Annotated in this window: 18 protein-coding genes and 1 pseudogene; 14 read left to right on the top strand and 5 right to left on the bottom strand. The window is 67.9% G+C overall.

Annotation, left to right across the window (positions count from 1 at the left end):
- Window positions 1–20: 20 nt before the first annotated feature.
- Window positions 21–3,035 carry a hypothetical protein gene (locus ABD774_RS19355; protein WP_345044949.1) on the bottom strand — a complete coding sequence of 1,005 codons (3,015 nt, stop codon included), beginning with the start codon at window positions 3,033–3,035 and terminating at the stop codon, window positions 21–23.
- A gap of 468 nt (window positions 3,036–3,503) precedes the next feature.
- Here ABD774_RS19355 and ABD774_RS19350 point away from each other — a divergent pair, with 468 nt between their 5' ends.
- Window positions 3,504–5,717 carry a GmrSD restriction endonuclease domain-containing protein gene (locus ABD774_RS19350; protein ID WP_345044948.1) on the top strand — a complete coding sequence of 738 codons (2,214 nt, stop codon included), beginning with the start codon at window positions 3,504–3,506 and terminating at the stop codon, window positions 5,715–5,717.
- Between the two features lie 297 nt (window positions 5,718–6,014).
- Here ABD774_RS19350 and ABD774_RS19345 read toward each other — a convergent pair whose 3' ends face one another.
- On the bottom strand, window positions 6,015–6,737 hold the full coding sequence (locus ABD774_RS19345; protein WP_345044946.1) for an HNH endonuclease: 723 nt from the start codon (window positions 6,735–6,737) through the stop codon (window positions 6,015–6,017).
- 1,432 nt (window positions 6,738–8,169) lie between these two features.
- Between ABD774_RS19345 and ABD774_RS19340 the strand changes: the two genes are divergently transcribed.
- From ABD774_RS19340 to ABD774_RS19330, 3 genes are read left to right on the top strand one after another with little or no spacing between them, the layout of a single operon-like run.
- Window positions 8,170–8,319 (top strand): hypothetical protein, encoded by a 150-nt coding sequence (locus ABD774_RS19340; protein WP_345044943.1) that lies wholly within the window; start codon window positions 8,170–8,172, stop codon window positions 8,317–8,319.
- Window positions 8,316–8,594, top strand: coding sequence for a hypothetical protein (locus ABD774_RS19335; RefSeq protein ID WP_345044941.1), 279 nt, complete (start codon window positions 8,316–8,318; stop codon window positions 8,592–8,594). Before ABD774_RS19340 ends, ABD774_RS19335 begins: the two co-directional genes overlap by 4 nt.
- A gap of 41 nt (window positions 8,595–8,635) precedes the next feature.
- Complete coding sequence (locus ABD774_RS19330) at window positions 8,636–8,842, top strand: Na+/H+ antiporter NhaA (protein ID WP_345044939.1); 207 nt, start codon at window positions 8,636–8,638, stop codon at window positions 8,840–8,842.
- Between the two features lie 261 nt (window positions 8,843–9,103).
- Here ABD774_RS19330 and ABD774_RS19325 read toward each other — a convergent pair whose 3' ends face one another.
- Window positions 9,104–10,015, bottom strand: coding sequence for an alpha/beta fold hydrolase (locus tag ABD774_RS19325; RefSeq protein WP_345044935.1), 912 nt, complete (start codon window positions 10,013–10,015; stop codon window positions 9,104–9,106).
- 260 nt (window positions 10,016–10,275) lie between these two features.
- Here ABD774_RS19325 and ABD774_RS19320 point away from each other — a divergent pair, with 260 nt between their 5' ends.
- Both ABD774_RS19320 and ABD774_RS19315 read left to right on the top strand, forming a co-directional pair.
- The gene (locus ABD774_RS19320; RefSeq protein ID WP_345044933.1) at window positions 10,276–12,198 is read left to right on the top strand and encodes a metallophosphoesterase family protein; all 1,923 of its coding nucleotides are present in this window, start codon (window positions 10,276–10,278) and stop codon (window positions 12,196–12,198) included.
- 129 nt (window positions 12,199–12,327) lie between these two features.
- Window positions 12,328–12,858, top strand: a complete 531-nt coding sequence (locus ABD774_RS19315) for a hypothetical protein (protein ID WP_345044931.1) — start codon at window positions 12,328–12,330, stop codon at window positions 12,856–12,858.
- A gap of 133 nt (window positions 12,859–12,991) precedes the next feature.
- On the opposite strand, the gene ABD774_RS19310 is transcribed toward ABD774_RS19315, so the two are convergent.
- Window positions 12,992–13,891, bottom strand: a complete 900-nt coding sequence (locus tag ABD774_RS19310; RefSeq protein ID WP_345044929.1) for an IclR family transcriptional regulator — start codon at window positions 13,889–13,891, stop codon at window positions 12,992–12,994.
- 315 nt (window positions 13,892–14,206) lie between these two features.
- Here ABD774_RS19310 and ABD774_RS19305 point away from each other — a divergent pair, with 315 nt between their 5' ends.
- The 3 genes from ABD774_RS19305 (at window position 14,207) to ABD774_RS19295 (ending at window position 17,822) form a co-directional block, all read left to right on the top strand.
- The gene (locus ABD774_RS19305) at window positions 14,207–15,868 is read left to right on the top strand and encodes a flavin-containing monooxygenase (RefSeq protein WP_486327348.1); all 1,662 of its coding nucleotides are present in this window, start codon (window positions 14,207–14,209) and stop codon (window positions 15,866–15,868) included.
- A gap of 98 nt (window positions 15,869–15,966) precedes the next feature.
- Window positions 15,967–16,929, top strand: coding sequence for an ABC transporter substrate-binding protein (locus ABD774_RS19300; protein WP_345044923.1), 963 nt, complete (start codon window positions 15,967–15,969; stop codon window positions 16,927–16,929).
- 32 nt (window positions 16,930–16,961) lie between these two features.
- The gene (locus ABD774_RS19295; RefSeq protein ID WP_345044921.1) at window positions 16,962–17,822 is read left to right on the top strand and encodes an alpha/beta fold hydrolase; all 861 of its coding nucleotides are present in this window, start codon (window positions 16,962–16,964) and stop codon (window positions 17,820–17,822) included.
- A gap of 120 nt (window positions 17,823–17,942) precedes the next feature.
- On the opposite strand, the gene ABD774_RS19290 is transcribed toward ABD774_RS19295, so the two are convergent.
- Window positions 17,943–18,983, bottom strand: coding sequence for a zinc-dependent alcohol dehydrogenase (locus ABD774_RS19290; RefSeq protein ID WP_345044918.1), 1,041 nt, complete (start codon window positions 18,981–18,983; stop codon window positions 17,943–17,945).
- A 132-nt stretch (window positions 18,984–19,115) separates the two neighbouring features.
- Between ABD774_RS19290 and ABD774_RS19285 the strand changes: the two genes are divergently transcribed.
- The 5 genes and pseudogenes from ABD774_RS19285 to ABD774_RS19265 all read left to right on the top strand — a co-directional run.
- A complete protein-coding gene (locus tag ABD774_RS19285) occupies window positions 19,116–19,910 on the top strand; it encodes a ferritin-like domain-containing protein (RefSeq protein ID WP_345044916.1) in 795 nt (264 codons plus the stop codon).
- The gene (locus ABD774_RS19280; protein WP_345044913.1) at window positions 19,907–20,701 is read left to right on the top strand and encodes a hypothetical protein; all 795 of its coding nucleotides are present in this window, start codon (window positions 19,907–19,909) and stop codon (window positions 20,699–20,701) included. The genes ABD774_RS19285 and ABD774_RS19280 overlap by 4 nt, the downstream gene beginning before the upstream one ends.
- 59 nt (window positions 20,702–20,760) lie before the next feature.
- A complete protein-coding gene (locus ABD774_RS19275; protein ID WP_345044910.1) occupies window positions 20,761–22,062 on the top strand; it encodes a hypothetical protein in 1,302 nt (433 codons plus the stop codon).
- A 94-nt stretch (window positions 22,063–22,156) separates the two neighbouring features.
- A complete protein-coding gene (gene sigK / locus ABD774_RS19270; RefSeq protein ID WP_486327347.1) occupies window positions 22,157–22,765 on the top strand; it encodes an ECF RNA polymerase sigma factor SigK in 609 nt (202 codons plus the stop codon).
- A pseudogene (locus ABD774_RS19265) lies at window positions 22,762–22,987 on the top strand (hypothetical protein); the annotation flags it as partial. The gene sigK and the pseudogene ABD774_RS19265, both read left to right, overlap by 4 nt.

Raw genomic sequence — 22,987 nt, 5'->3', positions numbered from 1 at the left:
TTGCCCATTGCTGAGGAGCCTCAGTTCTCGAGAAGGTACGTGATGCGAGCGGCGAGGTCGAGGGAGACGCCGCGGTAGACGTGATTACTCCGGACTCTTTGGGGTGCATATCCAGAGTCCATGACGATAGCTCGTTCGTACATGCCCGGGAGCAAGGCGCCAAGGGGCACGATGAGCGCTCGCTGGGTCTCCGAGTAGGCCAGTAGCGGCTTCCTTGCAAGCGCGGCGGCGGCCATGTGCTTCGCGAGATAGACGTTACCTCGTGCCCAGGTCCCGGCCTCGACGTCGGCCTGTGTCCGGATGTAGTGCATCGCCCTATAACGGCCGACCCGGAATGCGCCAACACCATCGGCGCCGATGGATGCGACCCAAGCTGCCTGAGTCGGGTCGAACCATTGCGCCTCGGTAACCGTTGTTGCGGGGAGGCGTGGCAACGCGTTGACGACTGCGCTCAGCGGCGGCAAGTGATCAGCGAGGTCCTTGCCAGCGCGCCCTGGGTGCTCCGCCCCGAGTTCCAGCCAAGTTCTGAGGTCCTTGTCGGCGGCCACGGTCGCGAGGCGGGACGGGCCACCCGCGATCCGCTCGTGTGTGAGTGAGAATCCGCGGGCGTTAAGGGCAGTTTGGGCGCTGCCGACGAGGCTTGGTGGCCAGTACCCGGTAAAAACTCGTTCATCCCCTGTGTCGACGACCATCGTCGGGGCTATTTCCCAGCGCACCGGAGCCAGGGTCGCTGGCTCCCGCTGCACCTCGATGTGACCGAGTGCCTCGAAAGTCCCGATGAACTCGTTGATAAACGTCCGGCTTGAGTCGAAGTAGCGCGCGATGCGCTCCAAAGATGAGATGGGACCGCCACCGACGTACCGGAGCGCGTCAAGAGCGATGTCCCAGCTCCGCTCCGAGGCCTCCTCGTCCTCCGGCCCAACCGGCGGCAACTTGGTGACGTTGACCGTGGCTGCCGGAAGATGGCGCTTCTTCCGGTTGTGCGTCGCTCGAGCTCGGTAGTAGTTGGCGGGGGATTGCTGTTGGAGGCCGCAGGTCTCGCAGGTGCCGGTGATGTTGCCCTTCGCCCTATACGCTTCGTAACTGCGAACGTCAGGGAGTGTGAAGCGGTGCGCACCGGTATAAAAGCATGACATCGGGTCCGGCTTTTTGAGAGTCACCGCGCGAGTCCGGTCATGGTCTCTCGCAGGCTTCCACCAGGCCCGATTCGGCGCTTCGGAGGTCCTGCCGTCGGCTACCTCGCTCAACGCGACTATCGCTCCCTGCACTATGCATGAGCCGCTGGCCGCGGAACCCGCACCCAGCGCGGAGAGCGGATCTCCGAGATCGTGCTCGATTGGCTCCACCCTTCCCCACTGCAATTCGTCCGGCGCGTTGGAGGAGTGCAGGGAGAACTCACGCCGGCTCAAGACCGTTTTCCCGCTCACCATCTCGAGCGCGTAGTCGCCGTCTTCGAGATCATGGTCGGCAAGGCTCTGGACGATCGAGCCCGTACCGGCGTCATCCCAGGTATCGAGGATCTTGTCGTCCTCGTTGTTTGCGGCAGCGTCCAGGTCGATCAGGCGGAGAGAGAACGGTGCGCCACCCTCATGGACTGCGCGGACTTCGGGCGGACGACCCGCATGCCAGCGATTGCGCATCACGCCTGGTAGGGCGAGCCCGCCCGCCAGTTTGAGCTGGCTGCTCGTGAGCGGGATAAGAGCACGGGAATCCAAGGGAATTTTTTCCTCGTTGGAGGGGCGAGAGAAGATCTCGACGCCCTCGAAGAGGGTCCAGCCGGGCGGTAGGCCCTTGCGCTCGGTGGTCCCGCGCCAGCCGGGACGAGCAATCTCGCCTAGAATCTCCCTGATGGTGGCGACGGCCCGACCCGAGGCGAGGATGAGAACGTCGTCGCCCATGAGAACCTGGCGTGCCTCGAGCCATAGTCCCGATAGGTCGTCTTTGCGAAAGACCACAACGGCTTGCGGCCGGCGTGTGATTTCACCGGTGACATGGTCCTTTACATGAAGAACGCCTTCTAGCAGGCTGCCGCTGTCCACGATCCCGCGGTCGGAAAAAGCCATCGTGCGTGGGAGGCCTGAGACAGGCTCGAGCAAGGTCTCAACGTCACCAAGCTCTGTAACGATGCTGACGGTGCGAGGCGACTCCGCGTCCTTCACAAAGAAGAATGGGTAGAGCCTGATCTGCTTTCCGGCAAACGTGTTGCGCTGCAGCACGAGTAGTGTGCGTCCCCTCGGCTGACCTCCAGAACCGTCGGACGCGTCGAGACCATCCCAGGACTGCAACTTAACGGCGGCAACTTCGGCGATACGACTGCGAAGACCCGTCTTTCCCCAGAGCCTGGCCAGGTGAGAGGTGGAGTCCCCACGAGCAAACCAGCTCGAGAGCAACGGCTCAAGGTCGTGTGCGGGAATCTCCGATCGGGGAGCTAAGTCGAAGTCGACGAAAAAGCGCTCGAGAAGCCGCCTATCAGCCTCACGGATGAGGGCCTGGGACATCGGAAGCCCCACGAAGCGCAGTCCGATTGAGAAGGCGGTCGGCGTGCCGCGACGTCCGTCTAGGGACGTTAGCCACAGGTTGAGTCCCGCCCAGAGAGTCTCGGAGTGGGTGCGAACGCTCTGACCTAAGCGGCTCGGTTCTCCACCGATGAGATTGGCTAAGCGTCCGTAGTAGTTGCTCGCCGTCATGCCGTCGCCGTGGGCCATCTGCTCCGCTGCGAGACTAAACACGGCGAGCGTAGCGAGCTCCGGGTAGGTCTCGCGACGGTCGCGGTCACGCCAGTAGTGCACGCGCTTGACGTGCTCCTCCAATGCGTTCGACGTGGAACTGAAATCGACTGTCTGTGCCACAACGTTGGCAAGTCTTGCTTCGAATCCACGAGGGGCAATCCCGAGCTTGGCAGCGATTCTCTCGATTACGTCATCCTCGAGGTCGAGGTAGACGGGCATGGGAACGTCGACCTCAGGGAACGAGACCTCCGCAATCGCCTCGTTCCACCTGTCGAACTCCTGCCAGGCAGTCCTGCTAGCACGCATCGTCGTGACGGTCCCTTCGATCCAGTGCAGTCCATTATGTATGGGCCCACTGACATGTGTCTGGATTAGTCAATGAGCGGAGCACCGATCGGCATCAGCCGCGCCGATGGCACTAGGGGGATGCCGGCCTGCCGCCGCGTGGGAGTCGAATACAGCCGACGACGACCGGCAGCGGGACTTCAAACACCAGATTGCACGCAGCCGACTGTCGCTATCTCGTTGAGCCATCGTTGGCCGAGCCGCTTCCCGCACAAGCCATCGGATCACCGCCGAAGTGCCGAGGGAAGAGACGCCATTCTTCCCCGCACGGGAAATGGCCGATGCCATGGGAGTCGCCGACGCGGCTGGCCCAGCTTCACCACCCGCTGGGGTCATCCCTGTCGGAAAGATTCGTCTCCGAGCGGCCGATTTGCTCAGCGACTTGGCCTACGATCGCGTGCAGGCGTCGAAACACTGGGAGTTATCAACATGACTATTGCTGCCTTGGACATCGAAGGGCGGAGCGCCCTCGAGGAGGCCGTGAGCACGAGCCTGGCCGCGCTCTCGGGTGACGGTGCGGCGCCAACAGGTGTTGAGGTTGCTCAGAGGTTCGAGGCAGCCGATGTTGACTTCGGGAGCGAGGAATGGGTCGACTATATCGACCGCGTCCAGGACTGGCTGCGCCTCAACGAGCGGATTGAAGGGTTCTTGAGCACGAAGGACGTGCTTCGGTCGCTGTTCTCTTCACTTGGCCACGAAAGCATCGTGGGCAAGGTCGAACTTAACGGCATCCGGCTGACCGACGAGGGCCTAGAGGTTCTCTCGGAGCGTGTAGCTCGCGCGGTGGACCTTAAGGAGCAGTTCTTTCACGACCTTGCGGAGACGAACCTCCAAACCGCTTCCGAACGGTGGATCGAGGCGTGGGACGAGGTAATTAGCGAGCCTGGGATGTCGCCTATCAAGGCGAAGGCCGACACATGGACGATCCAGGACTTCGTCTCAAAAGCGCGCCGAGGGCGGCTCGAATTGAACCCGTCCTATCAGCGGGGCGACGTGTGGCCGACCAAAGATGCTCAACTCCTGATTGAGTCAATCCTCCGCGGCATCCCGCTCCCGTCGATCATCGTGCTGAGGCCGGACTCTGTCGCTACGACTCCGTACGAGGTTGTGGACGGCAAGCAACGACTGACGTCGATTCTCCGGTTCATCGGTGCGCACCCAAGTGCGGTCTCGGTTGTCAAAACGGCCGCAAGGGAGTTCCCGGGGTATGAGCTAGAGCGCCTATTCAAGGAGGACTACGCCGCATTCCGCCGCGAGTGGAAGAAGGCAACGGGCACTTCGCTGAGCGCGTCAGATGAGCGGGATCGGCAGTTCCCGTTCCCCCTCGCCCGCGACTTCGGCAAGGGGAGCGAACTTGAGCGACTGGCTGGGAAGTACTACCACGAGGTGCAAGACGACTTCGTCCTTGTTGGAGGCAGTGAGGCGCAGATCTCCGACCTCTTCGAAGGCACGACAGACTACAGAGTGCCCGTAATTGAGTATTTGGAGGCAACGCCGCGGCAGATACACGAGGTGTTTCACCTGTACAACAAGCAAGGCAAGCACCTCAATGCCGAGGAGATCCGCAACGCTGTCCACCACGAGCTCGACTTGATGCGGACCATCAGCGTGATGGCAGGTGATGGCCCTACGTTGGAGGTTGCGGCGCCGTTCCTAGCGCCCGTTGCTGAATGTGTCTCAGTGGTGAGAGACTCTCTGGAAGAGTTCGGCATCAGCGGCGAGCGGTACAGGCGAAGTAAAGTGGCCGCGTGGACGTTGGCAATGCTGCTTTCAAGTTCCACGCATACCGACGGAATAGTGCGAAAACTATCCACCTCGCAGCAGATAAACTCACTACTCGAGCGGGTTCACCAGAAGAATGACCCTATGCGAAGTGAGTCCCGCATCCGTGACTTGGTGCGGGTGTTCGCTCTAGCATGCGACGCACACCGCTCTGCCCCGCCCTGGTCCGACAGGTTCCGCGGTGGTGGGGTCAACGGTCGCTGGGAGGAGCTTCAGCTGGTTGGCTCTCTCTTAGGTCTCGCGATGGCGGCCGCGGTCCTCGGAGAGCAGACCCCGGTGGTACTCCGGCAGAAGGCCGATCTGATCCACGAGCTGTCTCTCTCGGACGCATGGAAGCGCAATCCCAAGACACAGACAGGTGTCCAGTGGAACTTCCTCGCAACCGTTAGCCTCGGGCTCGTCGAGGCACTCGGGGTTCCGATTAAAGAAGTCGATCGGGAACTCCGGCAGCGCTTTGGGCACTCGCCCGTCGCCGCACTTCAGCAAGCTTCGGCCGTCGATGGTGGGGTCAGGCAAGTGCAGCGTGCCGCCATTGAACCTGGAGCACCCGTTGAGAATTTGGTGCCAGTGAGCCCTTCAGAAAGAAAGGGGGACGTCGTTGCCCGGATCGCTGCCAACCTCGGCCGCGTGTCGCCGCCGATGTCAGCCGGATCCACTGAGCCACGGGCGATCTTCGTGATGATCAGTGACTATTTCCGACTCGGCCTCGAAGGACTCGGAAAGCATGAGATGGCACGTGGGATCGTCGAGCGCGCAGGCCTGGCATGGCACCCGTCGTTCGAGTCGGCTGGCGCCACGGTCACCCTCGCCGGCCTGTACGCAGTTGAACGAGCCGTTCAAAGTTTGCTGAGGAGTGAGTAGAGGCTCAGAAAACTCACCGAATCTGACACCCGCCGGCCGCCGTTGTGCTGTTCCATGTAGAGCTCGTCCAGCCACGACGAGCATCGTGCTGCTCGTCATCGCCACGGTGAGATCTAGCGGTCGTCAGCTGGGTCGAACGGTGCAGCGCGCTGACGATCCCTGCGGTTTGCTGGAGTACCCGCTGGGGCGGTGTGTTGAGCTCCGCGCCGCCACGTACTTACCAGTTCCGCGCGCCGCGCCCACTCGAATCGGCTGGAGTCACATGACGCTTTTTCTCCGGACTCTGCGGTTGCGACTCTAGGCGGTGTATATGCGGTATTGGTGCCAATGAAGGTATTGCTGTAAAGGCTGCTCTGCTCCCTCCGGCAATAGCAGCGTTCGCCTGAGGGGAGGCTGGGCGAAGTAGAGGCGAGCCACTGGATCGTCGGCCACCCCGCGCACAAGCCTGGACGATCGATGGATCCGAAGCTCGCCGTTCACAGTGAGCAGTCCAGTGTCAAAAGCGACGTCGTGTGTGGGACATGCGGCGAGCCCGTTGCGCTTGTCCAGGCGCTCACGAGGCGAACTGTCGCGCCAGGGCTTGATGTGGCTCGCCAGGAGCATCCGGGACGCCCCAAACGAGGGTGGCGCGAATCCGCAGAACACGCATCGGTGACCACAGTTGGCCAGGACCTCGCTGGCGAATCGGTGCTGACCAACGCGAGTTGCCTGCAGAAGGATTCGCTCGGTGTCCTCACGCGACAGATCGTTCGGCTGCTTTCGCCAAGTTTTTAGTTGTTCGTCGAGTACTGCTTCGACTATGGATATCGACAACTCCTCCTGGCCGAGGAGGTCAAGTTCGCCGCCGTTTTCCAGATTCAGGAAGTCTGGAAGTGCGTCCTGACCTATTCCTTCGGTGCGGGCGGCGGTAAGAAGTGTTCTGTACAGGACGGAGAAGCGCGAAACGTCTTGCCGCAGTGTCGCGCCGGCCAACTTGTCCCACGTTGCCCCGTGTGACCGCGACCCGTCGAGATTCGCCATCTTGGCTAGCACGCTAGAAGGTGGGCGTTGAAAGAGCCGGGCGAGGGACTGAATCGGCTCGGGCGCGCGGGTTGCTGTGGTACTACCGAAGCGGCTGTGATCCACGACGAACGATGCGGCTAGGCAAAGCAAGGTCTCGGCCGGCACGAAGGGTACTTGCCGTTTTCCCGGAGGTGCTGGGAGGCGAGTCTTGAGTTCGCGGTACTGGCGACGGAGTGCTCCCACCGTCGGGTCGAGATAGTCGGACAGAGTTGCCACAGGTCTGACATTAGCGTCCTGGCCTCGTGCTAACCATGGACTTATGCACCTGCCGCTTTCGTCAAGTTGCTGCAGTCGTTCCTACAGCGTTTGGCGACGAAGGATCGTACGTTCTCGGTAAGCAAAGGCGGAAAGCACTACCCGCAGGGGTTGCATCGGAGGCTCCAACCGTACTCCGGGGCGGTCACCATCTGGCGGCGGGCGACGGGCCGTTCCGACGGCCGTTGCACCGGCTGCGCCGGTTGCGGTGCCCGTGATCGTGGAGCCCAGCACCCTTCACCGCGGTGAGCGCGCGGGTCCTGGATGTCTTCGCCGTCGAGGTCGACCGAGGGGAGCACCTCGGTCGCTTTGGCCGCGGTGTGCAGATGTTTCCGCCGTGGTCAGCGGGACTGCCGGCAGCGGCCTGTAACCCGGCGACCGCCCGGGACGGTTCGGCGGGCTTGGGCTCCGCCTTCCGGATTAGGGAGCACTGCTGGAAGTCCGCGGGCGGCTCCGGGAACGCGATGTGCGCGGCCTGCAAAGCTGCCGACGCCCGATCACAGCACCGTCCAGCACCGCCAATAGGTTGAGGTTGGCCGACGCCAGCCGGGTCAGGTCGATGTCGAACCCGTCGTCAGGCATGACTGGCGGGGACAGTGATCAGCACAGGGCTCAGTGGCTCCCGGACGGCGTACTGCCCGAAACAACCGACGGCCGGTTATGGCGCATCAATGAAAGGTTATGGGCTATGCGCACCAACCACGGCTGACGTAGATGCACACACCTCCCAACCGCACACTGCCGGTGACAGGTGCGACCAACGCGAGCAGGCGCCGTCGGGAGGTCCCGCCATGAGCAAGGCAGAGGCACGACAGGGTGATGTGGGGGCCGCGCCCTACGGAGGCGCCGCCGTCGGTGGGGGAGGACCGTTCGCTGCTCCGCCTCGGTGCTGTGGCGATCGTTCTCGGGCTCGTGCTGCAGGTCGTGATGGGGCTGCTGCACCCCTCGCACGCAGATCCCAACGACTCGGTGCCGCGTTCGCCGAGTACGCCCGGTCGGACGCCTTGACCGCTGTCCACATCGGCCAGTTCGTCGGCACGCTACCCATGGTCTCGGCCTTGTCGCGCGCAGCCGCCATCTGGCTCGGGAGGCCGGTGGCGCCGGTGCCGCCACGGTTATCGCCGGACTCGCCGCGGTGCTCGTCGCCGCGGTCTTCGCGGTGCAGATGGCCGTCGACGGCGTCGCGCTCAAGGGCGCCGTGGACACGTGGGTCAACGCCGCCGAGGCCGACCGGCAGGCGGCCTTTGTCGCGGCCGAAGCCGTCCGGTGGACCGAGAAGGGGTGAGCGCGTTCTTCCAGCTCCTCAACGGCGTTGCGTTCCTCATGGTTGGGCTGGCCATGGTGCTCGGCCGGACGTTCCCGCGATGGCTCGGCTGGGTAGGTGTCATAGCGGGGCTCGGGGCGTTCCCGGGCAGCGTCGTCGTCGCCTACACGGGCTTCTCGGTGACGGCGGCCCTCGTGCTCCAGCCGGCGGCCGTGCGGTGCGGTCTTCCTGGTCGGGACGGCGGTGGTCATGTGGCGCAGAGCCCGCGCGATGACGGCCGGTGCTGTCTAACGTGATCGGGTGACCGCAACCGTCACGGACACGCAGACCCGCCGGCGTGAGCTCTCGGGCCAGCTGTCCGTGCAGCTACGCCCGGTTCCTCGCCACGGAGTCCGCCGGGGCCATCCTGCTCGTCGGCGCGACCGTCGTCGCCCTCGTCTGGGCGAACTCCCCGTGGTCGGAGACGTACCAGAACCTCTGGAGCGCCATCGCCTCCGTGCAGACCGGTGAGCCGGCCTGTCGATGGACCTCGACCGCCGGGTGAACGACGGCCTTATGGCCATCTCCTCGGCGCGGCCGTGTTCGGGGCGGGGCAGCCGCAGGGCGACGGCGCCGCCACGCGGCGCGCATCCGTGAAGATATGGCCGATGCCGAGGCCAGCGGCGCCCACGGGACTCGGACCTTCTTCGTGGACGACCTCCGGCATACCAGGCCGCGCGACGCGCGGAGTCTCTTCGCGGCGCTGGAAGGATCGCGGGCAGGTCTGATGCGCTGCGCCGGCCGGGACTGAAGCGCGCTCACCGCCTCAGAGGCCGGCGTCGACGCTCCAGGAGAACAGCGCCGCGAGGAAGGCCGCAGGCTCCTCGACGAACGGCAGATGGCCCGCGTGATCGACCACCGTCAAGGGCCACCCGAGCCTGGCGCTCGCAGCATCGGCGAGGTCGAGCGGGACCATGCGGTCGTGGCGGCCCCAGACCAGCGCCGTCGGCGTGGTGATCCGCTCGAGGGCGGCGTCGGGAATGTGGACTCTGCCCACGCTGATGGCCTGGCGCATCGCGCGCCTCACATGCGGCACCTGCCCGCAGGAGAGCCGGTACGCCGCGAAGGCTGCGAACCACCCCGGGTCGCTCTCGGCGGTCCGGACGCCGTCGTGGAACGGCCATGCGGCGAAGCGGTCGAAGTTGGAAGCTGACGGCCACACCGCCGACCTGATCGCAGCGACCGCCAGGTTGGTAGGCATGCGATATGGGCCGATAGCGGGAACACCGGTCAGGACGAGGCGCTGCAGGCGCTCGCCCCGCCTGACGGCGTAGCGCGCGACCAGGCTCCCGAGCATCGAGTGCGCGACCAGCGTCGGCCTGCCCCGGGAGGTGGCGTCGAGCAGCGAGTCCAGCCAGTCGGTGAACGTGCCGAGCTCGAGCCGGGCCAACGGCGCCGACTCCCCGAAGCCGGGGACATCGGGCGCAACCACATGGTGGTGTGACAGGTAGGGCAGCAGCCGCGCCCAGTAGACGCCGCCCGACTCCACCCCGCCGTGCAGCAGCACCAGGTCGGGACCGTCGCCGGCCTCTAGCAGGCACGTCGAGACGCCCCGGAGGTCGAGCCGCCGGTTACGTACGGCCAGCCCCCGCAGGAGCCGGAGTCGCGCGCCAGCGCTGGGTGCCGTACGCCGCCACGTGACCTGCGCGCCCCGTGCCTTGGATGTGCCGGAAGCCACGAGCTGACGGTAGGCCTGCCGGTGCAGCAACCACATCGGTGGGATCACCCACTGTCCCCGCGGCATCGTGGGTACTCCTGCGCAGCGGACCGGCCGCCCGAGCACCTCTGGTGTGCGCTGAGAAATGGCGCCATGCTGGTCCGCATCGTTCACCGAGCGTTCCCCGGCCGGCTGAGCGGGGTGTGCTCCGCGGTCACATCGGCCGGGTGAGGTGGAAGGGCGCGACGACGCGCCCAGGGGGCCACACGACAGGAGACGCCATGAGAAGACTCGTCCGGATCGCCGTTGTCGCCGGGATGGCGACTCTTCCGCTGGGAGCGGGCGCTGTCGCCGCGTCAGCGGTCCCGTCCGCCGTCGACCTGCCGACGGCGCAGCCGGGATTCCGGGTGCTGCCGTACCTCCAGCAGCCCGGCGAGGACTCCATGACGCTGAGCTGGGTCTCCGAGACCGACCAGCCCGGCACGGTCACGGTCAGCGGCCCGGGGCTGCGCGGGAAGACAGAGCTGACGTCCGAGCCCCGGTACCTCAACCTCATGGAGTACACCGAGGCCGAGCTCGCGCAGGAGATCCGGGGACTGGAGCAGGGCTCGTGGCTGCTGTCGAACAGCAACTACAAGCACACGGTCACCCTGGACGGCCTCAAGGCCGACCACCCCTACCGATACACCGTCGAGCAGGGCGGCCAGACGCACTCCGGCACGTTCTCCACCGGACCGACGTCGGAGCGGTGGCAGGACCTGCGCGTCGTCGCCTTCTCCGACACCGAGACCGAGGCCTACGGCGCCGTCGAGCACCGCGAGTGGGAGCTGCACCCGCAGACCGGCTACGCCGAGGGCTCCGCGGAGCGACCCGGCCCCGGCTCTCTGTGGGCGGAGAAGTACGGCTCGACCACCCGCTACGGCGAGTTCACCCTGCGCTACCCGATGGACCAGCAGCGGGCGCTCGTCGAGAACACGCAGTGGATCGAGAAGGCCGACCCCGACCTCATGCTCATCGCCGGCGACCTCGCCCAGGGCTCGGGCTACCAGCCCGCCTGGGACGAGTTCTGGCGCCACTTCGCCGGCGAGTACGGCACCCTCGCCACGCACACCCCGCTGATCACCGCGCTCGGCAACTGGGAGACCTACGCCGCCCTCAACGGCGGCTACGGCTCCGACGAGGACCGCAGCCCGGCCGTCATCGCCCGCAACCGCTACCACGAGTACTTCGACACCGCGGGCGACGCGGCGAACCCGCAGTTCAAGGACTCCTACCACCGCGTCGACTACGGCCCGCTGACCGTCCTCACGCTCGACTCCACCAACGGCCTGCCCGACGAGGACGCCGACACCGGCATGCTCTCCGGCGAGACCTACTCCGGCGACGACACCAACCTCACCGAGGCGCGGCGCACCACCGACACCCAGGGCGAGTTCACCGCCGAGAACTACGACGGCGCCTTCACCGAGGTCTTCCCCGGCACCACGCCCGAGGACTCCGACCTGCCCAACTTCAACCCCGGCACCGAGCAGTGGGCCTGGGCCGAGGAGCAGCTCGCCGATGCCCGCGAGCGGGGGCAGATCGTCGTCGTCCAGTTCCACCACGCCGCCTACTCCAACGGCGTGCACGGCACCCCGCCCAACCACGAGCACGCGGACAACCAGTCGGGCGTCGCCATGCGGGTCTACACCCCGCTGTTCGAGGAGTACGGGGTCGCGGCCGTCATCTCCGGCCACGACGAGATGTTCGAGCGCTCCTGGGTGGACGAGGACGGCGACGGCACCGGCTTCCACTCCTACGACGTCGGCGTCGCCGCCGACGGGCTGCGCGGCGAGCAGCTCGCCAAGAACGAGGCCGGCGAGTACGTGCCCATCCGGTACAACAGCCACTCCGAGTGGACCGCCGCGGCCGACGAGCCGGAGCTGTGGGAGGTCGACGAGAACGGCAACCCGCAGCTCGTCGACGGCGGCCTGCACTACGGCCACCTGCAAATGGACCTGGAGAACACCAGGTGCGGCGCCGAGATGACGCTCAGCCCGGTCTACCTCTTCCCGGTCCTGGACGAGAACTACGACCTCGTGCGCACTGAGCGCCGCGTCTACGACGACGTCGTCACCGTGACGCTCGACGACGACGGCACCCCGCTCGCCGGGGCGGCCGAGTGTCAGCCGGGCCGGGACACGGCACCGGGGCAGCAGAAGTAGGGCGGGCTTCTTCGGCGGTGCGGGTCCAGGTGACCGGCCCGCCGCCGCGTGCCGGCCACGAAGATGCGCCCCGCGTCGGTAGCTGGCGCACACCTTGCGGGAGCTCGGGCCGCGGCGTGTGATGGAGGCATGAACGTCAGCGCTGCGCTCTCCGCCCGGCGGTCCCGGATCGTCGTCGACGCGTCGGCGTGCGAGATCGACGACCTCGCGCCGTGCGGCGGTGTCGACGTCACCGTCGGCGGCGACGTGGACTGGGGCGAGTTCGTCGAGCGGGCGGTGGCCTCCGGCTGGCCCGGGGTCGAGCGGCTCGGTGGCGTGCCTGGCACCGTCGCGGACGTCGTCCGCACCAACGCCGAGGTCGACGGGCAGGCGGTGGGCGACGTCGTCGCCGCCGTGGGCACGTGGGACCGTGGCGCCGACAGGGCGCGGACCTTCGCGTTCTCCGAGTGCGAGTTCGAACCGTCGACCTCGCGGTTCGAGGAACGTCTGCCTGACGGGCAGCATCGCTACGACATCGTCGACGTCTCGTTCCTCTTCAAGCAGGGCGACCTGACGACACCTATCCGCGATCCGGAGCTCGCACAGCTCCTGGGGATTGGGCTCGGTGAGAGGCTCCCGCTCACCGAGTACGCAGCGCGCCGGAGCCCGCTGGGCGACTGAGTGCAGTGCTCGCTGGGTCTGCTATGAGCAGCGGCCCGTCAGAGCCGCGGGAGCAGCGCCGCACATGAACGAGGGCCGCGGGGCTGAGGTCGCACGGAAAACGGTCGGAATCGGCCCCGCGGACGGCATCAGGTTACGCAGTGTCTGTGCCAGCAGCGGAACTTCCTTGCGCTCCCATCGACGCTGAGGAGTGTCTTACGGATGGTTGTGAGGCCGGAACCCCTGCCTGGGTGGTTCCTTGCCGGACCATGTACTCGAGGAGATTGAGCTGGGGATCGCTGGGGCGTTCTGACCGAAGCGAGCGGCTGATGCCGTGCGCCGCAGCGCGAAGCGCCGGGACGCACGTCTCTACCAAATCACTTCCACGCGGCACGAGGATCGAGAGTGCGGCAGCTGGCTCGCCGTATGCGTCACGGATCGGTACGGCGACGCCGGTGACATCGGGGTGAATCCAGCCGTTGGCGACAGCGACGCCGGTGGCGCGCACGTTGTCGATGATCTTGCGGAGTTGCTCAGGCCGTCTGGGAGTCTCTGGGGTGAAGGCCCGCGGTATCGCCGAGAGGATGGCGTCGTAGACGTCCGGTGAGGAGAAGGCCGCGAACACCATTCCGGGTGCGCAGGCTGCCGCCGGCAGCCGGCTGGCGACCTTGACGATGCTGACGGCCGCACCCTCGGTCGCGGACAGTGTCTCGATGTAGACGACGTCAGTGCCGCCGAGCACGGACAGCTGGGTGTGCTGACGAACAGCGCCCTGCAGGCTTTCCAGGTAAGGCAGGGCCCGGTCGCGCAGGCGCATCTGCGGAGAGTTGCGAACGGCGAGCTCCCACAGCCGCAATCCGATCCGAACCCGGCGGTCGGGCGTCCGCTCCAGCAGCCCCCACCGCACCAGCTCGTTGACGAGCCGATGTGCGCTCGGGACAGGGATCCCGGTGACCCGCGCGATGCTGGCGACCGTCAGGACCGATTCCCCGCCCTGGAACGCGCTTAGAATTTTCACCAGCCGAGAGACCAGCGTCTCTCCAGGATCGGCCAAGGGCACCTCCAGAGCCGGGGCGCGAGCACGGAACAGGACCAGGGTACCTCTCTTCTCCTGCGGGGTAGACGAGGCTGTTGTGGTTCGGGTTGACGTGACGGCGAAACATAGTCTCTCGCTCAGCGAGAGAGACGCTGGCGCCGGCATTCGTCGGAGGGCAATCTTTCGAACACGCGGGGCCGCCTCCCAGAAGTCCCCAGGCCGTCCGCCCAGAGGTAAGCCCAGTGAAGGCAACGCAGCCTGTCCATAGCGAAGACACGCGGCCCCGTGGGCGGGGCCGGTCTGTAGATGATCTATCCGAGCAGGGAGTCCAAGATGGCCGTCGAGAATCGCGCTCAGATCCTTGGTGATGAAGCAGCCCAGGTGGTTGACGCCGTTGTCGTGGGTGCGGGCCTGGCCGGGGTTTCCGCCCTGTACCACCTGCGGCGCCAGGGGATTCGCGTGCTTGTCCTGGAGGCCTCTGACGGCATTGGTGGGACCTGGTATCACAACCGCTACCCGGGGGCCCGCTGCGACATCGAGAGCCTCGACTACTCCTACTCCTTCTCCGAGGAGCTGCAGCAGGACTGGCACTGGAGCGAGCGGTACGCCTCGCAGCAGGAGATCCTGGCCTACGTCCAGCACGTCGTAGACCGGTTCGATCTGCGCAAGGACATCGAGCTCAACGCCCGGGTCGTCTCGGCCGTGTTCGATGAGACGGACGGGCGGTGGGCGGTACGGACGGAGAACGGGCAGCAGTTCTCCGCCAAGTACTGCCTGCTGGCCACGGGTGTGCTGTCGGCCGCACAGGTGCCGCAGATCAGGGGGACAGAGAGTTTCCAGGGCAGGTCCTACCACACGGCCGACTGGCCTACGGAGGGCGTGGACCTCTCTGGGGATCGCGTCGGTGTTATCGGCACCGGCTCCTCCGGGACGCAGCTCATCCCGCTGGTCGCGGAGCAGGCCGCGCACCTGTATGTCTTTCAGCGCACCCCGAACTTCGTCATGCCGGCACAGAACCGGCCGATGGACCCGGACCTTGAGCGCCACTGGAAGGAGCACTACCCAGAACTGCGCAAGAAGGCGCGGGCGACGAGGAACGGGCACAACCAGATCAGCAACCCTCTGCGCGGAAAGGACGTCTCGCCGGAAGAGCGCAGGGCGGAGTTCGAACGTCGCTGGGAGCTCGGCGGCCTGTACATGATGAGGGCCTTCGCCGACATCCTCACCGACCCGGAGGTCAACGCCGAGGCGGGTGACTTCGCGCGCGAGAAGATCCGCCAGATCGTCGACGACCCCGCGACGGCCGAGGCCCTCATGCCACCTCGAGAACTCGCCCTCGGCACCAAGCGACTGTGCTCGGGCACGAACTACTACGAGACCTACAACCGGGACAACGTCACCCTGGTCAACCTCCGCGAGGCTCCCATCGAGGCCGTGACGCCAACCGGGATCCGAACCGCCGACGGAAGTGAGTACGAGCTCGACGTCATCGTCTACGCCACCGGCTTCGATGCCATGACCGGCTCCTTCCTCCGCATCGACGTGCGCGGACGGGGCGGACTTAGCCTGCGAGAGAAGTGGCAGCACGGTCCGCGGACGTACCTCGGCGTGATGACGCACGGCTTCCCGAACCTCTTCATCCTCGCCGGCCCGCAGACGCCCTCCGTCTTCAGCAACATGGTCAACCAGGCGGAGATCCACGTGGAGTGGGTCAACGAGTGCATCGCTCACCTCGAGAAGAACGAGATCGACACGATCGAAGCCAACGAGGATGCGGAGAACGCGTGGGTTGACCACGTCAACGAGCTGGCCAGTCGGACGCTGTACGCCCAATCGCGCAACTCGTGGTTCTGGGGCGCCAACACCCCCGGCAAGCCGCGCGTGTTCATGCCGTACGTCGGCGGTATCGACCGGTACCTGCAGAAGCTCGGCGAAGTCGTCGCTCACGGCTACGAAGGGTTCACCCTTCGGAGCCGCCAGCTGGCCAGGGCTTGATCTGCCCATCCGGCCCCACGCAGATACGTACCACTGACCCACGACTCCAGGAGACAACGATGTCACGACTTAACCGGACGCCGGCACGTGGCCTGGCGATGTTCACCGCCGCAGCCGCCCTTCTCGCCGCGTGCGCGGGAGGAGGGGACGGCCAAGCGGACGCCGGCGGCGACGGCGCCACGGACACCGCGACCGAAACGCGCCAGATCAAGGTGGGAGTGCAGCCGTTCGCCGAGCTCGCCCCCTTCTACATCGCCCAGCAGGAAGGGCTCTTCGCGGAGCACGGGCTGGAGGTAGAAGTCCAACAGGCATCAGAGGGGGCGTCGCTGATCGCGGCCATGGTCGGGGGCGATGTGCCGATCGTCTACAGCAACTACGTCTCCTTGCTCACAGCCGTGGACCAAGGTCTGCCCGTCCGGATCTTCAGGGAGAACGACCGCCCCGGGGTTCAGGCGCTCTACGTCCTGCCGGACAGTGAGATCCAGGAACCGGCCGACTTCGAGGGCGCCACGATCGCCGTGAACGGCCTGGGCAACATCATGGAGGTCACCTCACGGGGGGTGCTCGAGCACCACGGGGTCGACCTCTCAACGGTGAAGTTCGTGGAGATCCCACCGCCGAACATGCAGCAAGCACTCGAACAGGGACAGGTGGACGCTGCGTGGCTCGTGGAGCCGTTCGTCACCCTGGCCACTCAGACTGGAGCCCGACCGGTCGTCAGCGCCTTCGAAGGCCCCACCGAGAACGCCCCGGTCGCCGGGTGGGCGACCACTGCGCAGTACCTCCAGGAGAACCCCGACGTGGTGGCCGACTTCAAGGCGGCCATGGATGAAGCGATGGAGATCGCAGCCTCGGACCCGGACGCGGTCGCCGAGATCATCCCGACCTACACGGAAATCAGTCCAGAGCTGGCGCAATCGCTCGCGGAGATCGCCTTCGCCGAGAACAGCGACCTCAGTGGCCTCGCGGGGCTGGAGGAGCTCCTGGTCAAGTACGAGATCATCGCCGAGCCGACCGACCTTGAAGAGGTCGTCGTCGAGGAATCCGAGCTTGAGGGTTGAGCACCACACCAAGCAACCAACAGAGGCGGATGATGACCGAGGCAGAGCTTCTCACAACTGTCGAGTGCCATGAGCGCGGTGTGCGGTCCGCCGGCGTCACGACACGGTTCCTGGAGGCTGGCAGCCCGGAAGCCCCCACCGTTGTGCTCCTGCACGACGGCGCTTGGGGCGGGTCCAGTGACGTCACCTGGGGGGCGTGTCTCCCGATGCTGGCGCAGCGATTTCACGTGATCGCGCCGGACTTCCTGGGCTACGGGGGGAGCGACAAAGCAACGTACTTCGACCGGTCCAGCTACGCCCCTCGCATCGCACAGCTGGAGTCTCTTCTCGAGACGCTGCTGATCTCCGAGCCGCATCTGGTCGGCAGTTCCTACGGCGGTTCAGTCGCGCTGCGCATGCTCGTCGAGTCGACGATGCCGCTGCGGTCGGCGACTTCGATCGGCGGAAGCGGCGGCCCGTGGAAGACCGAAGTCATGCTCCGCGAGCTCGGGAGATGGGATGGCACCCGCGGCGACCTCACCCGCGTGCTCGCCTTCCTCATGGACGAGTCCCACCCTGACTTCGAGAAGCAGCTCAGCCTGCGGGAGAGGTGGGCGACCGTGCCTGGGCACTATCGCTCCGTGGCTTCGGCCACCCTGGCGCTGCCTGAGCCACTGCGCCGAGCTGTGGAGGACCCCTGGCCCGCCCCGCTGGCCGGCGTGGGTACCCCGACCCTCCTTGTCGCAGGCAGCCAGGACGAGCTGTTCGAACCTGAGTGGCCCGAGCATGTCCAGGCCGTGGTGCCTCATGCCGAGATCGTGCGCATGGACACCAGACACTCTCCAAACCTTGACCACCCGGCAGAGGTCGTCGACCTCCTTACCCAATTTCTTGAGGCGGTGGATTCGGCTTAGTCCGCGCTCGAGGAGTCGCCATTTGCGCGCCTGGTCGACGTCCGTCAACGCCGGCTGCGCGGATTTCCTCGTCCACCGAGCGGCAGTCGCTGGCCTCGTCGGCAGGTCTTGGTCCGGAAGCTAGCGGCGCGGGTCGACGAGCACCTTCGCGTGGCGGCTCGTGCCGTTGTCGAGCTCCTCGAACGTGGCCTCGAGCTCGTCGAGGCCGATGGTGCCGGTGTGCAGGACGTCGACGTTGACGGCGCCGCCGGCGATGGCGTGCATCGCGCCGACGAAGTCCTCGTGGTTGTAGGCGAGGGAGCCGATGACCGTCAGCTCGCGGATCTGCCAGTCGGGGTAGCTGACCTCCGAGGTCGTCGACGGGAAGCCGAGAAGTGCCAGCGTGCCGCCGCGGCGCACCAGCTCTGCCGAGGCCTGGAACAGGCTCGCCGCACCGGTGCACTCGTACAGGACGTCGGCACCGAGGCCGTTGCTGGTGTCGAACACGTACCGGGTGAACTCCTCCCCGGGCTCGAGCACCTCGGTGAAGCCGAGCTCCCGGGCCACCTCGCGGCGCGCCTCGTTCGGCTCGACCACGACGACGCGGGAGGCCCCGGCGTGCCGGGCGTGCTGGGCGGTCAGCAGGCCGATCGGGCCGCCACCCTGGACGACGACGAAGGCGCCGAGCGGCTGACGTGCGCGCTTGACGGCGTGGAAGGTGACCGCCGTGGGTTCGACCAGGGCGGCCTGCTCGTCGCTGAGAGCGTCGAGGACGGGCAGGACGCGGCGCGCCGGCACGGCGATCGCCGTCGCGAACCCGCCGTGCGCGGGGGAGTCGGGCGTGACGCCGTTGGCCTCGGCGAAGGCGACGTCGCAGTTCTCGGTGTGCCCGGCGCGGCACTGGGCGCAGCTGCCGCAGGCGGGGCCGACGCTGGCGACCACACGCTGGCCGACGCTCAGGCCCTCGACGTCTTCCCCGACGGCGGAGACGGTGCCGGTCCACTCGTGACCGAAGACGGCCGGCGGGAGCCCGCCGGAGGTGTAGCCGTGGGTGTCCGTGGCGCAGATGCCGCAGTAGGAGATGGCGACGACGACACCGTCCGCGGCCGGCTGCGGCACCTCGCCGGTGCGCAGCTCCACGGTGTGCTCGGACGGCGCAGCGGCATAGCGGTACTTCGACACGGGTGACTCCTCGATCTCGCGGCTTTGCCTTCTGTCCTATCACCCGCACGGACCTGGCACCCATCCGGTCCGGGGCCGGCTCCGAACCATGGTCGCCGCCAGCGAGGCGGTTCGACGACGGGGAGGACACCCATGGCTTTCGACATCGACCGGTACGCCCGCGCTTCCGAGCGCGTGGGTTGGGAGGACCTCGAGCTGGACGTCTTCCGGGACGACCCGCTGCCGCCGGAGACCCTGCGGACGCTGCGGTACATGTGCGACATCGAGTACCACACGGTCTGCTACCTGCGGGACATGCTCGTCACCCCCTCCCGCAAGGACCGTGACGTCAGCGCCTTCATGACCATCTGGAACCACGAGGAGTTCTGGCACGGCGAGGCCCTGGCGCACGTCCTGGCCCTGCACGGCATCACCGTCACCTACGACGACCTCAAGGCCCGCCGGGTCAAGCTCGGCTGGCGCGACCGGATCGCCCCGGTCCGGCAGTCCCTGCTGTCCAACCTGGTCGGGACGGACTTCGTCGCCGTCCACATGGTGTGGGGTGCCGTGAACGAGCGGACCGCGGCCGCCGCGTACAAGCGGCTCGCGGCGCTGGGGGACCACGCGGTTCTCGGCGAGCTCCTGCGCCGTATCGCCGCGCAGGAGTCCCGGCACATCGCGTTCTACACCACCCAGGCGCGCGACCGGCTCGCGGCGAGCACGCGCGCGCAACGGCTGGCCCGCCAGGCCCTGCGGATCGCCTGGCAGCCGGTCGGGTCGGGGATCTCGGACGACGGCGAGGTCGCGCACGTCATGAACCACCTCTTCGCCGGACCCGAGGGCCGGCGAGAGGTCGAGGCGATCGACCGGCACGTCGGGAAGCTGCCCGGCCTGTCGGGGCTGACCGTCGTCGCGGACACCATGGCGGCCCGCGGTGTGCCGGCATGACCGCGGCCGCCTTCGACGTGCGCGCGTACATGCGCAGCCCGCGTGACCTCCGGCCGGAAGACGTCGACCTCACCGCGACGCGGCCGCTCCGCCCCGCGGCGCTGCGGGCGCTCGTCCACCTCGCGCACGTCGAGCGCTCGGCCCTCACGCGCATGCGCGACCTGCTCGTGACCCCCACGCACGCGGACGTCCGGGTAACGGCCTTCCTCACCACGTGGTCGTACGAGCAGCACTGGCTCGCCGAGACGCTCGACGCCGTCATCGCCGCGAACGGCAGGACCGCCGCCGCGCCGAGGCCCACCCCCGGCGGCCGGGTGCTGCGGGCGTGGGACGAACGGTGCCGGCCGACAGTCGAGGCGGTTCGGTCGAACCTGCTCGGCGCCGACGTCGTCGGCGGGCACATGGTCACCGGATGGCTCGACACGGCGGTGGTCACCCTCGTCTACCGCCACCTCGCGGCCGCGGAGCCCCGGCTGCGCGAGCTGTCGTCGGCCGCCGAGCGGGTCAAGGAACGCCACGAGGCCTTCTGCGCGCACGAGGCGACAGCCCGGCTCTCCGCCGGCGCCGGCGCCCGCCGCCTGGCCCGCCGTGCCGTGGCCGGATGGTCCTGGCCGGGCACCCGGTACGCCGGAGCGCCGGGCGCCGCTGTCCTCGTCCCGCTGCTCGCGACGGCATCGGGCCGGCGAGCGCTCGAGCACCTCGACGAGGGCGTCGCCGCCTTCCCGGGCCTGGCCGGCGTGCGTCCGGTCCGGGCCGCCGTGAGGTCCCTGAAGGTCGCACCCATCCGGTGACGCGACGGCTCCGAACCCGGTGTGACAGAGCAGCACCGGCACGACGGAAAGAGCAGACCATGCGAACCATCCGACCCACCGCCACGCTCGCGGCCGCCCTGGCGCTCACCCTCGCCGGGTGCGCCGGCGGCAACGACGGCGACACGGCCGACGCCGGTGCGGCGCCGGCCTCGACGCAGACCCAGGAACCCATGACCGAGCCGGCCGAGGAGGCGCCCGCGGCGGTCATGCCGATGGGCACCGGGGACCCGTTCGCGGACACCCGGACCGCCGCCCAGCACATGCCCGAGACCGCGGCCACCCTGGCCGGGGGCTTCGCCTCCGCCCTGGAGATCCCCGGAGCCACCGACTCCGCGGCGGCCGGGCTGCGGGCGGAGCTCACCGCGCTGCTGCAGGAGCACGTGTACCTGGCCGGGATCGCCGTCGCGACCGCGTACACCACCGCCCCGGACTCCGAGGAGTTCGCCGCTGCCGCCGCGACGCTCGACGCCAACTCGGTCGCGCTGTCCGAGGCGGTCACCTCGCTCGCCGGTGAGGAGCGGGGCACCGCCTTCCTGGGGCTGTGGCGCGAGCACATCGGCTACTTCGTCGACTACGCCGTCGCCACCAAGGGCGGCGACACCGCGGGGCAGGAGGAGGCGCTCGCCTCGCTCGAGGCCTACACCGTGGAGGCCGGGGCGTTCTTCGAGGAGGTCAGCGGCGGCGAGCTGCCCGCCGGGGACGTCGCCGAGTCCCTGCGGATGCACGTCTCCACGCTCTCCACCGCGATCGACGACCTCGCCGCGGGCAGCCCGGAGGCCTACGCGTCGCTCCAGGCCGCCGCGGGTCACGTCGTGGAGGGCGCCGGGGTGATCGCCACCGGCCTGTCCGCGGCCGGCGGCCTCGAGGGCGACCCGAACGACGACGCCGCGGTCCTGCGCGCCCAGCTCACCGCCGCGCTCCAGGAGCACGTCTACCTCGCCGGGATCAGCGTCTTCACCGCGTACACGACGGAGGGCGGCACCGGCTCCGAGGCCTTCCAGGCCGCGGCCGCGACTCTCGACGGCAACTCCGTCGCGCTCTCCGAGGCGGTCGGCACGCTCGCCGGTGCGGAGCAGGGGACGGCATTCCTCGACCTGTGGCGCGAGCACATCGGCTACTTCGTCGACTACGCCGAGGCCGCCGCCGGTGACGACGACGCAGCCGCGACCGCGGCGCTGACCGAGCTGGACGGCTACCGCGGCGAGGCCGGCGCCTTCTTCGCCGAGATCTCCGCGGGCGAGCTCCCGGCCGACGCCGTCGCCGAGGGCCTTGCCATGCACGTGCAGACCCTTGCCGGCGCGATCGACTCCCTCGACCAGGCCCTCGTCGAGGCCGGCTGAGGGACCTCCGGGTGACGGGTCGCCCCGGCGGGGTGGCCCGTCACCCGCGTCCTCGCGGTGCCGCGGCGCGGCGCTCGCGGACGCTCACGGCACAATGGGCCCCGTGACCTCACCCGGACGCGTCCCGCACGGCACCGCGGCCGATCCCCGCAGCCGCGCGAACCGCGTCGGGGAGCTGCTCAGGGCGGTCGCCGAGGGGAACCACGAGGCGTTCGCGGGCCTGTACGACGAGACGGCCGGCATGGTGCACGGCACGGCCGTCCGCGTGCTGCGCGACCCGGAGCTGGCCGCGGAGGTGACGCAGGAGGTGATGGTCGAGGTGTGGCGCACCGCCCCGCGGTTCGACGGGGCCCGTGGGAGCGCGCTGGCCTGGATCGCCACGATGGCGCACCGCCGGGCCGTGGACCGGGTCCGCGCCGTCCAGGCCCAGCGGGACCGGGACGTACGCGCCGCGGCCCGCGACTACGACCGCCCCTTCGACGAGGTCGCCGAGTCCGTCGCCCGCGCTGACGAGCGCACGCGGGTCCAGGAGTGCCTGGCCACCCTGACTGAGCTGCAGCGCGACGCCGTGCTGCGCGCCTACTACGGGGGCCGGACCTACCGCGAGGTGGCCGCGGACGTCGCGGCGTCCCTGCCCACGGTGAAGTCACGCATCCGTGACGGCCTGCACCGGCTGAAGATGTGTCTGGGGGTGGAGTGGTGAGCGAGCACGACGCCGAGCGAGAGCTCCTGGGGGCCTGGGCGCTCGATGCCGTCGACGACGTCGAGCGGGCCGCCGTCGAGCGTGCCATCCGCGAGGACCCGGAGCTGGCCGCCGAGGCGGGTGCGCTCCGGGAGACCGCCGCCCGCCTCGCGGACGCCGGCGCGGTCGCGCCGCCGCCGGCCCTGCGCGAGGCCGTGCTCGCCGCCGCCGCCGGCACCCGCC

This window comes from Georgenia daeguensis (assembly GCF_039537705.1).
GTDB lineage: Bacteria > Actinomycetota > Actinomycetes > Actinomycetales > Actinomycetaceae > Georgenia > Georgenia daeguensis.
The sequence above is the reverse complement of the archived record's forward strand: the minus strand, read 5'-3'. Positions and strand labels throughout refer to the sequence as shown.